This window comes from Thiohalorhabdus denitrificans (assembly GCF_001399755.1).
Lineage (GTDB): Bacteria > Pseudomonadota > Gammaproteobacteria > Thiohalorhabdales > Thiohalorhabdaceae > Thiohalorhabdus > Thiohalorhabdus denitrificans.
In genome coordinates, this window is record NZ_LJCP01000006.1 from 182,868 (window position 1) to 195,034 (window position 12,167).

Genomic DNA, 12,167 nt, shown 5'->3' on the forward strand with positions numbered 1-12,167 from the left:
TAGCCCCGTCTCGGACCGGGCCCCATTCTGTGGCGGCCACTGGCCGCTCCCACAAGGGCCGGGGCCGGGTTTCCCCCAGATTGCGGCCGTACGAGCTGGATCGGCCCTCCAGCGTTGCCCTTGTCTTGAAGGTCTCCCGTCTTTTTGCCGTTTTCTCCTTGCCGTTTTCTCCGCGCCCTCTGCGCCTCTGCGGTTACCCCCCCGCCGAATCCTGTAGCACTACCAGATCCAGCTTCGCGATCTCTCCGTCCAGCCGGAACGCCCGTACCCGCCACTCCCCCGCCTCCCGGGCGAGGATCAGATGGGCCGCCTCCGGGTACTGGTTGGCGGCCACGTCCGTGGCGCTCGGATAGGCCGGGCCGTGCGGGTGGGAGTGGTAGATGGCCACCAGCTCGCGGCCGGACTCCCGGATCCGCCGCATGGCGTCGATGAGCCCGGCGGGCTCCATGTCGAAGGCGTGGGGGCTGTGGAGGGCGTTCTCCACGGGCAGGCGGGTGTCGGCGGTATCGCCGTGGCCGGCGAGGAGGCCGCAGACTTCTTCGTCGGGCCGGGCGGCGGCCTCGGCCCGGAGGTCGTTCAGGAGGCGGGCTGGAAGGCGGAGCACGCCGGGCATTGGGGGTCCCGGGCCAGCCGGATGGTGCGGAAGTCCATGGCCAGGGCGTCCACCAGCAGCAGCCGGCCGGCTAGGCCCTCGCCGATGCCGGCCAGGCGCTTGATGGCCTCGGCGGCCATGGTGGTGCCGATCATGCCGGCGGCGGGGCCCAGAACCCCAGTGACCGAGCAGCGCTCCGTTTCCCCGGCGTCCGGGGCCTCGCGGTAGAGGCAGCGGTAGCAGGGCCCGCCCTCGGCGCCGAAGGGGAAGACCGTCACCTGCCCCTCCATGCGGATCACCGCCCCGGTTACCAGGGTGCGCCCATGGCGCAGGCAGGCGGCGTTGACGGCGTAGCGGGTGTCGAAGTTGTCGCTGGCGTCCACCACCAGGTCCGCACCCGCCACCGCCGCATCGAGGTCCTCCCCATCCAGACGCGCCGCCAGCGGCCGCACCTCCACCCCGGGATTCAGCTGGTAGAGGGCGGCGGCGGCCGACTCCGCCTTGTTCCAGCCCACCCGGCTCTCGGTGTGTAGCACCTGGCGGTGGAGGTTGGAAACCGCCACCTCGTCGTCGTCGGCGACGGTCAGCTCCCCCACCCCCGCCCCGGCCAGGTACATCGACGCCGGCGCCCCCAGGCCGCCGGCGCCGATGAGCAGCACCCGCGCGGCCAGCAGCTCCTGCTGGCCCTCCACGCCGAGCCGGGGCAGCAGGATCTGGCGGCCGTAGCGGTCGAGCTGGTCGTCGGTGAGTCCGGCCATGGGGCCCTCGCAGAAGGAAGGATGTACCGCGGAAACGGAGGACGGCAATTCAATCCGTGATGGGGACCGATGGTAGGAGCGGCGTCCCCGCCGCGACCGCTGCCTCTTGGGCCGCCGCCGATCGCGGCGGGGCCGCCGGTCCTACAGGGGACCCTGTAAGCGCATTCCTTCGTTCGCTCTGCGCTTTTCGCGTCTCTGCAATTCTTTAGCCGTTCGGAAACGGCCTCAGGCGCCGGTCCCGGGCCATCGCCCCTCGACGACGCGGTCCCGCCCCCCATAATCGCGGTGCACGGCCACCTCCGTGAAGCCGTTTGCCTCGAAAAGTGCGGCGACCGCCTCCCCCTGGTCCCAACCGATCTCCACCACCAGCCAGCCGCCGGGCACCAGGTGGGCCGGCGCCCCGGGCACCAGGACGCGGTAGGCGTCCAGGCCTTCCGGGCCGGCGGCCAGGGCCTCGCGCGGCTCAGCGGCCACATCGCCCGCCGTCAGGTGCGGGTCGGCCTCGGGGACGTAGGGCGGGTTGGCGACAATCAGGTGGTAAGTCTCCCCCGCCACGGGCTCGAACCAGCTGCCGGTTTGCACCGTGACCCGCTCGGCGAGGCCGAGGCGCTCCATGTTGTCGGCGGCCACGGCCGCCGCCTCCGAACCCGCCTCCACGGCGTCTACCCGCAGCTCGGGGCGCTCGGAGGCGAGGGCGGCGGGGATGCAGCCGGTGCCGGTGCCCAGGTCCAGGGCGCGGGTCCCCCCTTCCACGGGCAGGAGCTCCAGGGCCCGCTCCACCACCACCTCCGTATCGGGACGGGGGATCAGGGTGTCGGCGGTGACGCGCAGGGGCAGGGACCAGAACTCCCGCTCCCCCAGCAGATGGGCCACCGGGGCGCCCTTGGCGCGGGCGCGCACCAGCTCTCGGTAGGCGTCGCGTTCGGTCTGATCCAGCGGTCGGTCGGGGTCGAGATAGAGCTGCAGGCGCTCCACGCCCAGGGCGTGGGCCAGCAGCAGTTCGGCATCGAGGCGGCCCGTGTCGCTGCCGGCCTCGTTGAGGTGGCCGGCGGTCCATTCCAGGACGGCCCGGACCGTCCAGGCGCCGCTCATGGCCCTCAGGCCTCGAGCTGGGCCAGCTGCTCGGCCTGGTCCTCGGTGATGAGGGGGTCGATGACCAGGTCCAGGTTGCCTTCGAGCACCTGGTCGAGCTGGTAGAGGGTGAGATTGATGCGGTGGTCGGTGACCCGGCCCTGGGGGAAGTTGTAGGTGCGGATGCGCTCGGAGCGGTCGCCGCTGCCCACCAGGGAGCGGCGCTGGTCGGCGCGCTCCTGGTCGGCACGCTGGCGCTCGGCCTCGTAGAGGCGGGCCTGCAGCACCTTCATGGCCTTGTCCTTGTTCTTGTGCTGGGACTTCTCGTCCTGGCACGAGACCACCACCCCGGTGGGGATGTGGGTGATACGCACCGCCGAATCGGTGGTGTTGACGCTCTGGCCGCCGGGGCCGGAGGCGCGGAAAATGTCGACGCGCAGGTCGTTGGGGTCGACGTTCACCTCCACCTCCTCCGCCTCGGGCATTACGGCCACGGTGCAGGCGGAGGTGTGGATGCGGCCCTGGGTCTCCGTCTCCGGCACCCGCTGCACGCGGTGGCCGCCGGACTCGTACTTGAGCCGACTGAAGGCGCCCTGCCCCCGCACCTGGAGGATCACCTCCTTGAAGCCGCCGCGGTCGCTCTCGCTGGCGGACATGACCTCCGTCTTCCAGCCCTGGGATTCGGCGTAGCGGCTGTACATCTTGAGCAGGTCGCCGGCGAACAGGGCGGCCTCCTCGCCGCCCGCGCCGGCGCGGACCTCCAGGAAGACGTTCTTCTCGTCGTTGGGGTCCTTGGGCAGCAGCAGCCGCTGCAGCTGGTCCTCCAGCTCCGAGAGCTTGGCCTCCGCTTCCTCCAGCTCCGTCCGGGCCATCTCGCCGAGCTCGGGGTCCTCGAGCATTTCCCGGCTCTGGGCGGCCTCGTCCTCCCACCGCTCGTACTCGCCGAAGGCCTTCACGATGGGCTCGAGCTCGGCGTACTCCTTGGAGCGGGCCTGGAACTCCTCGATGTTCTCCATGAGGGCGGCGTCGGAGAGCATGTGGCCCAGCTCGTCGAGCCGGTGCCGGGCGTTCTCCAGCTTGTGGCGGATCGCCTCTTTCATGAATCCTCGTCCAGCCGGAAGAGCTGATGGGTGGCCTCGATCAGATCTTCGCCGTTGCCGTTCTCGCTGCAATGGCGCAGCTGCATGGTGGGCTCGTGCAGCAGCTTGCTCACCAGGGCCTGGGAGAGCTTGTCCAGGGCGGTCTCCATCTCCTCGGGCACGTGGCCGAGGCGCTTGCGGGTGCGCTCCAGCTCCTGCTCGCGGATGGCCTCGGCCTTGGCGCGCATGGCCTTGATGGTGGGGACGATCTCCTGGTTGCGCAGCCACTGGAGAAACTCCTCCACGTTGGCCTCCACGATCCCTTCGGCGCGTTCGGCCTCCTGGCGGCGCGTCTGGAGGTTCTCCTCCACCACCGCCTGCAGGTCGTCCACCGTGTACAGGTAGACCCCCGACACCTCCTCGGCGTCCTCCGGCAGGTCCCGGGGCACCGCCAGGTCCACCAGGAACATGGCCTGGCGCTTGCGGCGCTTCTGGGCACGCTCCAGCCAGGCCCGCTCCACCACCTGGGTCGGGGCGCCCGTGGAGGAGATCACCACGTCCACCTCCCCGAGCGCCTCGGGCACCGCGTCCAGAGTCAGGGCGCGGCCCTCCAGCTCGGTGGCCAGCTCCTCGGCGTTCTCCTGGGTCCGGTTGGCCACCAGCTGGGTGGCTACGCCCGCCTCGCGCAGGTGGCGGCCGGCCAGCTGGATGGTCTCCCCGGCGCCGATGAGCAGCACCCGCGAGCGGGAGAGGTCGCCGAAGATGCGCCGGGCCAGCTCTACGGCGGCGTAGCTCACCGAGACCGCCTGGCCGCCGATGTCCGTCTCGCTGCGCACCCGCTTGCCCACCTTGAAGGCGTGGTGGAAGGCGCGGTTGAGCAGGGGCCCCAGGCTGCCTACGTTGTAGGCGGACCGGTAGGCCTCCTTGAGCTGGCCGAGGATCTGGGGCTCGCCCACCACCAGGCTGTCGAGGCTGCCGGAGACCCGGAACAGGTGGGTGACCGCCTCGCGGTCGTGGTAGGCGTAGAGGTGGGGGCGCAGCTCCTCCGGGGTCAGGCCGTGGAAACTGGCCAGCCAGGTGATAACCGCTTCCTGGTCCGCCACCGTGTCGGCGACCGCGCAGTAGCATTCGGTGCGGTTGCAGGTGGAAAGGATCGCGCCCTCCCGCACGCCCCGCTGCTGGGTGAGGTCCAACAGGGCGTCGGGGAGGGTTTCCGGACCGAAGGAAACCTGCTCGCGGATGGCCACGGGGGCCGTCTTATGGTTTACGCCTATGGCGAGGAGGTGCATGGATTACGCAATTGGACGCTGCGTTCGACACGGGGGAATCGCTTCTCCCCAAACCTTCCCGGCCGGGGGGCAGCGTTCCGCGGTTGGATTGGGGGCATGGCAACCGGCAAATACTGCGCCATTGCCATTTCGAATGCAACCATTAGGCCCCACTGGCGGCGGGGCTTTGGACACCCTGTCCCGCCTATGGGACAATCGAAAACCAGGAACGATCCGTGCGGCCCCGCCCTGGCCTCCGCGGAGCCGCACGGTGTTTTCCGGCTTCGGTGGGCGCGGCCCCGTTCGGTCTTCGGTCCCCCGCCACTATCCCCCTCCCGGATCCCGGAATGGATGATACCCGCGTGAAAGCCCGTTTCCTCCCCGGGCGGCTCCTCCTCGTCGGTGGCCTGGCGAGCATCCTGGCCGCCTGCCAGACCGCACCCTCCGACCAACCTGCCTCGGATGCCGGGCCCATGCCGTCCATGGAGGACGGGGCCGCCCCGGAGAAGGCCGGCGCGTCCCCCTTCCAGCGGGGCATGTACGCCTACCTGACTGCCGAGATGGCCCGCCAGGAAGGGCGCCTGGATATCGCCTCGGAATGGTACGCCCGGGCCGCCCGAGTGACCGGCCGGGGAACGCTCTTCGAGCGGGCGACGGAGGCCGCTCTGCACGGTCGGCAAGGCGAGAAGGCGGCGGCCTATGCACGGGAATGGCGCGAAGCGGCCCCCGAGCGGCCCGAGCCGCTGCTGGCCCTGGCCCAGGCCCGGCTGCTGCTGGGCAAGCCCGGGGAGGCGGTGGGCGTCCTGGGTGCCCTGGTGGACCAGTTCCCCCGCGCGGAGGAGGTGTACCTGGGTGCCGGGGAGCGCCTGGTGCAGTCGGGCGGCGTGGAAACCGCCGTACGCGTCCTGCGCGAGACCGCTGGGAACAATCCGGATAATGCCGCGGCCCAGCTCGCCTATGGCTACCTCCTCGCCCGCCTGGAGCAGCGGGAACAGGCGGCCGATGTGCTGGAGCGGGCCCTGGAGCTGCGCCCTCACTGGGAGGCGGCGGCGGTGGAGCTGGCGCGCACCCGGTCGGTGAACGAGGGCATGGGGATTCTGCGTGACTTCATCGACGAGCACCCCCGTGCGGACCAGGCCCGGCTCCGGTACGGCCAGGGGCTGCTGGCGCAGGGTGGGGCCGAGGAGGCCGAGCGGGTGTTCCTGGGTCTGGCCGAGGAGGGGATGCGGGACGCCCGCGTGTACATGGGCCTCGGCATGGCCCGCTCCCAGCAGGGGGACTGGCGGGGGGCGCGGCGCGCCCTGCAGCGTGTTCTGGAGCTGGACCCCGGGAACAACGAGGCCCTCTTCCACCTCGGTCAGGTGACCAAGGAGCTGGGAAGCTACGAGGCGGCTGCCGACTACTTCGGCCGGGTGAATGGCGGCCGCTACCTGGAGCAGGCCCGCATGGAGGAGGCGGCCGCCGCGGTGGAGCTGGGCGACCTCCAGCGGGCCCTACGGCTGGTGCGCCAAGTGCGTGCTTACCGGCCGGACGAGCCGGAATATTTCCGGCTGGAGGCGCGGATCCTCGCCGAGATCGGCCAGTACCGGGCCGCCGAGGAGGTGGCGTCCAAGGGCCTGCAGCAGGATCCCGACCACAAGGAGCTGCTCTACACGCGCTCCCTGGTCCGGGAGAAGGTGGGGGACTACGCCGGGATGGAGGCGGATATCCGGAGCGTGATCGAGGACCACCCCCAGGAGGCCCGGGCCTATAACTTCCTCGGTTACAGCCTGGCGGATCGCGGGGTGCGCCTCAGTGAGGCCCTGCGTCTGCTCGAGCGCGCCAACGAGCTGGAGCCGAACCAGGGCTACATCCTCGACAGCCTGGGCTGGGCCTATTTCCGCCTCGGCCGCCTGGAGGCGGCCGAGTCCTACCTGCGGCAAGCCCTGGAGCGGAGCGAGGAGGAGGACCCCGAGATCCTCGTCCACCTGGGGGAGGTCCTGGAGGCCCGCGGGCGCCCGGGGGAGGCCCGGGAGATGTGGCTGCGGGCCCTGGAGATGGTGGAGGAGGACTCCGACATGGCCCGGGAGCTGAGGCGCCGCCTGGATGAGGGGAAGCAGTGAGGCTCGGGCTCCTGCTCGCGGCGGGGCTCGCCACGGTACTGGCGGGCTGCGCCGCTCTGGGTCCGCAGCCCGCGGAGGATCGCGGCCGGGCGGAAGCGGCCTACCGTGAACGGGCAGGGGCGCTCGCCGCGCCCGAGGGCTGGCGGATGCGAGCCCGCGTGCGCGTGGAGGGTCCGGAAGAATCGGGCCAGGTCCGGCTCCACTGGGCCCACGAGGGCCGGTCCGATCGTCTCCAGGTGCGCAACCCCTTCGGGCAGACGGTCCTGGAGATCCGCTACGGCCCCCGCGGCCTGCAGGTCCGGGATTCCCGCGGGCGCACCTACCGAGGGGCGACCGCGCGGATGGTGCTCCAGCGGCGGCTGGGGTGGCGGGTTCCCGTGGAGTCCATGGCACGGTGGGCACTGGGGCTGGCCGACGAGGGGCGCCTGCCGGAGGTGCTCGATGATCGGGGGGCGCCGTTAGAGCTGCGTTCGGGCCCCTGGCGGGTGACCTACGGGGATTACCGGCAGGTGGAGGGTATCTGGCTGCCCGGCGACATCCGCCTGGACCGGGAGGACGCGGAGGCACGCCTGCTGGTGGAGCAGTGGGATCTGCAGGGAACGTGAGGAACGCGGGAGGGCTTGCGAAGGTGAGTGACCGGGTGAGCGAGGGCGCGGCCCCGGCTGTGGATGTCCCGGCGGGGCTGGAAGGGCCCCATTGGGACGGGGAAGGGGTCCTGGCGGCGCCCGCCCCCGCCAAGCTGAACCTGTTCCTGCACATTACCGGTCGGCGGGCGGACGGCATGCACACCCTCCAGACCCTGTTCCAGTTCCTGGACTGGGGGGACACGCTGCACCTGACGCCCACCGCGCAGCCGGTGATCGAGCGGGCGGCCACCATTCCGGGCATTCCCGAGGAGGAGGATCTGACCCTCCGCGCCGCCCGCCTGCTGGCCGAGCACACCGGTCATGACGGCGGGGTCCGCCTCTGCCTGGAGAAGCGGCTCCCCGTGGGGGGTGGCCTGGGGGGCGGGAGCAGCGACGCCGCCACCGTCCTTCTGGCGCTGAACCGGCTATGGGGCTGCGGGCTTTCCCGGGCCGAACTGGCCGGGCTGGGGGCGGCGCTGGGCGCCGACATCCCGGTCTTCATCGGCGGCAGCGCGGCCTGGGCCGAAGGAGTCGGGGAGCGGCTGAGCCCGGTTGGGGAGCTCGCGGAGCCCTGGTACCTGGTGGTGTGGCCCCCCGGTGAGGGGGTTTCCACCCGGCGGGCCTTCGCGGACCCTGCCTTGACACGGAACCACCCTGAAGTAACAATATTGGACTTTTCGCAGGGCCGGTGCGGCAACGATTTCGGCCCTGTGGTGGAAAGGCTGCATCCGGAATTGGTCCGGATCCGCGAGTGGCTGGACCGGAACGCCCCGGGGCCCGGACGCCTGACGGGATCCGGGGCGTGCTCGTTTGCGGAATGCAGTGACCGGGCCCAGGCGGAGGCCTTGCGGGCCCTGGTGCCCACCGAGTGGAGCGCGGCGGTGGCCCGGGGACGCAACCGGCACCCGCTGGCCGACTGGGCTTTCGCCACCGGCCGGGAAGGCTGATCCGGGCGGGCGGCCAGCCAGTTTCAGCGCTTGGGGCGTCGCCAAGTGGTAAGGCACCGGATTTTGATTCCGGCATTCGCAGGTTCGAATCCTGCCGCCCCAGCCAAACCCGAAGCGAAGAGTCCTGTTCGCGGGCGGATCCCGGGAGGGGTCCGCCTGCGGTCGTGGGGCCGCCGCGCGTACGCCACCCCAGTCAACCCATCGCCCGAAACAACGACGGAGTCCCCCTGAATGGCCAATTCCGATCTGGCCCTGTTTACGGGGAACGCCAATCGGGACCTGGCGGAGAAGGTCGCCCACCACCTCGGGGTGCCCCTCGGCCAGGCCGAGGTCGGCTCGTTCAGCGACGGCGAGGTCCACGTCGAATTCCTGGAGAACGTCCGGGGCCGCGACGTTTTCGTCATCCAGCCGACCTGCGCGCCCGCCAATACCCAGCTCATGGAGCTGCTGGCCATGCTGGACGCCCTGAAGCGGGCATCGGCGGCGCGCATAACCGCGGTGGTGCCCTACTTCGGGTACGCCCGGCAGGATCGGCGGGCCAACGGGCGCACGCCCATCACGGCCAAGCTGGTGGCGGACCTCATCACCACCGCCGGAGCGGACCGGGTCCTGACCATGGATCTCCACGCGGACCAGATCCAGGGCTTCTTCGACATGCCGGTGGACAACATCTACGCCTCCCCGGTGCTGCTCGGCGAGCTGAACCGCATGGCCCTGGAGAACCTGGTGGTGATCTCCCCCGACGTGGGCGGCGTGGTGCGGGCGCGGGCCTTGGCCAAGCGGCTGGATGCCGAGCTGGCCATCATCGACAAGCGCCGGCCGCGGGCCAACGAGGCCCAGGTGATGCATATCATCGGCTCGGTGGAGGGTCGCCACTGCGTCATCGTCGACGACATGGTGGATACGGCCAACACCCTCTGCCGGGCCGCCACGGCCCTCAAGGAGAAGGGCGCCAAGTCGGTAATGGCCGCCGTCACCCATCCCGTGCTCTCGGGCAAGGCCATGGAGAACATCGAGGGCTCGGGGCTGGACACCATGCTGGTCACCGACACCATCCCGCTGAGCCCGGAGGCGGCGGCGAGCGGTAAGATCCGGGTGCTGACCATATCCGAGCTGCTGGCGGAGGCCATCCGCCGGGTGAACCGCGAGGATTCGGTGAGCTCCCTGTTTCCCGAATAAGAATCCAGGCGTCCCAAGAGCGCGAGGCTTGCAACGATGGCGGACTATTCCCTCAACGTAGTGGAACGGAAAGAAAAGGGCACCCCGGCCAGCCGGCGGATGCGCCGCACGGGCATGATCCCGGCCAACGTCTTCGGGGCCGAAAAGGACCCGCATATGGTGGCCCTCAACGAGAACGAGCTCATGCAGCTCATGGACGACGAGGGCTTCTTCTCCAGCCTGATCAGCCTGGAGGGCCTCAACGAGCGCCAGGACGTGCTGGTGCGCGAGGTCCAGATGCACCCCTACAAGCCCAAGCCCCTCCACGTGGACTTTCAGCGGGTTCAGGCCGACCAGAAGCTGAGCCTTAACGTGCCCCTGCACGTGGTCAATGACGAGCGGGCGCCCGGGGTGCTGGCCGGCGGCACGGTTTCGCCGCTGATGACCGAGGTGGAGGTCACCTGCCTGCCCGCCAAAATCCCCGACCACATCGAGGTGGACGTGGGGGCCATGGAGATCGGCGACACGCTGCACCTCTCCGATCTCCAGGCCCCTCCCGGCGTGGAGATCAGCGCCGATCCGGAAAACGACCAGCCGGTGGTGAACATGGCCGGGACCAAGGCGGAGCCCGAGGCGGCCGTGGCGGCGGAAGTGGCCGAAGAGGCCGCCGAGGAAGGCGGTGAAGAGGCAGGGGCCGGCGAGGAAGAGGAATAGGCGCGACCTTGGTCCGGATGGTCGTCGGCCTCGGCAACCCCGGCGCCCGCTACCACCGCACCCGGCACAACATCGGCTTCGACTGGGTGGACCGGGTGGCGGACCGCCTCGGCGTCCGCTGGACGGCCCAGCGACGCTACCAGGCCGAGGTGGCCGAGTGGCTGGTGGACGGCCAGCCGGTGTGGGCCATGAAGCCGCAGACCTATATGAACCGCAGCGGCCAAGCGGCGGCTCCCTTCGCCCGGGCCAAGGGCATCGAGCCCGCGGAGATCCTCGTCGTCCACGACGAGCTGGACCTTGACCCCGGGGTGGCCCGCCTAAAGGCGGGCGGCGGGCACGGCGGCCACAATGGCCTGCGGGACCTCGTCGAGCACCTCGGCTCCAAGGACTTCCTGCGTCTGCGCCTCGGCGTGGGCCACCCCGGCGACCGCAGCCAGGTGACTCCCTATGTGCTGGGCCGCCCCTCCCCGGAGGAGCGCAGCCGCATGGAGGCGGCCATGGACCGCGCCCTGGAGGTTCTGCCGGACCTGGCCGCCGGGAAGTGGCAGCGCGCCGTCAATCACCTCCACGCGCCGGTCTCCTCCGGAGACTGACCCCCGGCCCGAATTCAGGATCAGGACGACCCCTCATGGGATTTCAGTGCGGCATCGTCGGCTTGCCCAACGTGGGCAAGTCCACCCTGTTCAACGCCCTGACCCGCGCCGGGATCCAGGCGGAGAACTACCCCTTCTGCACCATCGAGCCCAACATGGGCGTGGTTCCGGTGCCCGACCGGCGGCTGGACGAGCTGGCCCGCCTGGTGCAGCCCCAGGAGGTCACCCCCACCGCCATCCGGTTCGTGGACATCGCGGGACTGGTAGCCGGGGCGGCCGAGGGCGAGGGCCTGGGCAACCAGTTCCTGGCGCACATCCGTGAGGTCGACGCCTTCGCCCACGTGGTGCGCTGCTTCGCCGACGAGAACGTCGCCCACGTGGCCGGGGGCGTGGACCCGGTCCGCGACATCGAGACCATCGAGAACGAGCTGGTCCTGGCCGATCTGGAAACGGTGGAGAAGGCCCACGCCAAGGCGGCCAAGAACGCTAAGAGCGGGGACAAGGAGGCCATGGCCGAGCGGGACCTCCTGGCCCGTCTCCAGGCGCACCTGGCCGAGGGTGGCCAAGCGCGAACCCTGGAGCTCGGCGAGGAGGACCTGGAGGCGCTCAAGGGCTTCCACCTCCTCACCCTCAAGCCCATCATGTACGTGGCCAACGTGGATGAAGGCGAGAGCGGGGAGGACAGCCCCGCCGTGCAGGCGGTGCGGGAGTACGCCGCGCGCTCGGGGAGCGAGGTGGTGGTCGTGAGCGCCGCCACCGAGGCGGAGCTCATGGAGCTCGAGGACGAGGACCGGGATGAGTTCCTCGCCGAGCTGGGCATGGAGGAGCCGGGCCTGAACCGGGTGATCCGGGCGGGCTACCAGCTCCTGGGCCTGATCACCTTCTTCACCGCCGGCCCCAAGGAGGTCCGTGCCTGGACGGTGCCCGAAGGCTCCTCCGCCCCGCGGGCCGCCCGCGAGATCCACAGCGACATGGAGCGCGGCTTCATCCGCGCCGAGGTGATCGGCTTCGAGGACTACGTCGCCTACGGTGGGGAGCAGGGCGCCAAGGAGGCGGGTCGCATGCGCTCCGAGGGCAAGGACTACGTGGTCGCCGACGGCGACGTGATCCTGTTCCGCTTCAACGTCTAGCCCCCGGTTGACAGCATCGGCCGGATTCCTAAAATAAGTAGCCCTCTGGCGGATTAGCTCAGTGGTTAGAGCAACGGAATCATAATCCGTGTGTCCGGGGTTCAAATCCCTGATCCGCCACCATCTTGC

The 12,167-nt window shown here is 70.5% G+C and carries 12 protein-coding genes and 2 tRNA genes; 9 read left to right on the top strand and 5 right to left on the bottom strand.

All coding sequences use genetic code 11. The annotated features are described in order from the left end of the window. Positions 1 to 193: 193 nt before the first annotated feature. The 5 genes from AN478_RS02320 to hemA all read right to left on the bottom strand — a co-directional run bounded on the left by AN478_RS02320 (position 194) and on the right by hemA (position 4,789). Positions 194 to 613 carry a Mov34/MPN/PAD-1 family protein gene (locus AN478_RS02320; RefSeq protein WP_054965011.1) on the bottom strand — a complete coding sequence of 140 codons (420 nt, stop codon included), beginning with the start codon at positions 611 to 613 and terminating at the stop codon, positions 194 to 196. Next, the gene (locus AN478_RS02325) at positions 577 to 1,350 is read right to left on the bottom strand and encodes a HesA/MoeB/ThiF family protein (protein WP_054965012.1); all 774 of its coding nucleotides are present in this window, start codon (positions 1,348 to 1,350) and stop codon (positions 577 to 579) included. The genes AN478_RS02320 and AN478_RS02325 overlap by 37 nt, the downstream gene beginning before the upstream one ends. Positions 1,351 to 1,575: 225 nt before the next feature. Next, positions 1,576 to 2,442, bottom strand: coding sequence for a peptide chain release factor N(5)-glutamine methyltransferase (prmC, locus tag AN478_RS02330; RefSeq protein ID WP_054965013.1), 867 nt, complete (start codon positions 2,440 to 2,442; stop codon positions 1,576 to 1,578). Positions 2,443 to 2,447: 5 nt separating this feature from the next. Continuing rightward, positions 2,448 to 3,521 (bottom strand): peptide chain release factor 1, encoded by a 1,074-nt coding sequence (prfA, locus tag AN478_RS02335; RefSeq protein WP_054965014.1) that lies wholly within the window; start codon positions 3,519 to 3,521, stop codon positions 2,448 to 2,450. Next, positions 3,518 to 4,789 carry a glutamyl-tRNA reductase gene (gene hemA, locus AN478_RS02340; protein ID WP_054965015.1) on the bottom strand — a complete coding sequence of 424 codons (1,272 nt, stop codon included), beginning with the start codon at positions 4,787 to 4,789 and terminating at the stop codon, positions 3,518 to 3,520. Before hemA ends, prfA begins: the two co-directional genes overlap by 4 nt. 326 nt (positions 4,790 to 5,115) lie before the next feature. On the opposite strand from hemA, the gene AN478_RS02345 reads away from it, so the two are divergent. The 9 genes from AN478_RS02345 to AN478_RS02385 all read left to right on the top strand — a co-directional run bounded on the left by AN478_RS02345 (position 5,116) and on the right by AN478_RS02385 (position 12,161). Further along, the gene (locus AN478_RS02345) at positions 5,116 to 6,870 is read left to right on the top strand and encodes a tetratricopeptide repeat protein (protein ID WP_054965016.1); all 1,755 of its coding nucleotides are present in this window, start codon (positions 5,116 to 5,118) and stop codon (positions 6,868 to 6,870) included. Then, a complete protein-coding gene (gene lolB / locus AN478_RS02350; RefSeq protein ID WP_054965017.1) occupies positions 6,867 to 7,475 on the top strand; it encodes a lipoprotein insertase outer membrane protein LolB in 609 nt (202 codons plus the stop codon). The genes AN478_RS02345 and lolB overlap by 4 nt, the downstream gene beginning before the upstream one ends. 23 nt (positions 7,476 to 7,498) lie before the next feature. Next, a complete protein-coding gene (ispE, locus tag AN478_RS02355) occupies positions 7,499 to 8,443 on the top strand; it encodes a 4-(cytidine 5'-diphospho)-2-C-methyl-D-erythritol kinase (protein WP_231627316.1) in 945 nt (314 codons plus the stop codon). Between the two features lie 31 nt (positions 8,444 to 8,474). Next, positions 8,475 to 8,549, top strand: a tRNA-Gln gene (locus AN478_RS02360). A gap of 125 nt (positions 8,550 to 8,674) precedes the next feature. Then, positions 8,675 to 9,622, top strand: a complete 948-nt coding sequence (locus AN478_RS02365) for a ribose-phosphate pyrophosphokinase (RefSeq protein ID WP_054965018.1) — start codon at positions 8,675 to 8,677, stop codon at positions 9,620 to 9,622. A 36-nt stretch (positions 9,623 to 9,658) separates the two neighbouring features. Beyond that, a complete protein-coding gene (locus tag AN478_RS02370; protein WP_054965019.1) occupies positions 9,659 to 10,315 on the top strand; it encodes a 50S ribosomal protein L25/general stress protein Ctc in 657 nt (218 codons plus the stop codon). 17 nt (positions 10,316 to 10,332) lie between these two features. After that, complete coding sequence (gene pth, locus AN478_RS02375; RefSeq protein ID WP_074471354.1) at positions 10,333 to 10,908, top strand: aminoacyl-tRNA hydrolase; 576 nt, start codon at positions 10,333 to 10,335, stop codon at positions 10,906 to 10,908. Positions 10,909 to 10,943: 35 nt separating this feature from the next. Then, positions 10,944 to 12,038, top strand: a complete 1,095-nt coding sequence (ychF, locus tag AN478_RS02380; protein ID WP_054965021.1) for a redox-regulated ATPase YchF — start codon at positions 10,944 to 10,946, stop codon at positions 12,036 to 12,038. 47 nt (positions 12,039 to 12,085) lie between these two features. Further along, positions 12,086 to 12,161, top strand: a tRNA-Met gene (locus tag AN478_RS02385). The last annotated feature ends 6 nt before the right edge of the window (positions 12,162 to 12,167 follow it).

Coding starts and splice junctions, on each gene's coding strand:
- AN478_RS02320 (WP_054965011.1), bottom strand. CDS start 613: ATGCCCGGCGTGCTCCGCCTTCCAGCCCGCCTCCTGAACGACCTCCGG.
- AN478_RS02325 (WP_054965012.1), bottom strand. CDS start 1,350: ATGGCCGGACTCACCGACGACCAGCTCGACCGCTACGGCCGCCAGATC.
- prmC (WP_054965013.1), bottom strand. CDS start 2,442: ATGAGCGGCGCCTGGACGGTCCGGGCCGTCCTGGAATGGACCGCCGGC.
- prfA (WP_054965014.1), bottom strand. CDS start 3,521: ATGAAAGAGGCGATCCGCCACAAGCTGGAGAACGCCCGGCACCGGCTC.
- hemA (WP_054965015.1), bottom strand. CDS start 4,789: ATGCACCTCCTCGCCATAGGCGTAAACCATAAGACGGCCCCCGTGGCC.
- AN478_RS02345 (WP_054965016.1), top strand. CDS start 5,116: ATGGATGATACCCGCGTGAAAGCCCGTTTCCTCCCCGGGCGGCTCCTC.
- AN478_RS02365 (WP_054965018.1), top strand. CDS start 8,675: ATGGCCAATTCCGATCTGGCCCTGTTTACGGGGAACGCCAATCGGGAC.
- AN478_RS02370 (WP_054965019.1), top strand. CDS start 9,659: ATGGCGGACTATTCCCTCAACGTAGTGGAACGGAAAGAAAAGGGCACC.
- pth (WP_074471354.1), top strand. CDS start 10,333: ATGGTCGTCGGCCTCGGCAACCCCGGCGCCCGCTACCACCGCACCCGG.
- ychF (WP_054965021.1), top strand. CDS start 10,944: ATGGGATTTCAGTGCGGCATCGTCGGCTTGCCCAACGTGGGCAAGTCC.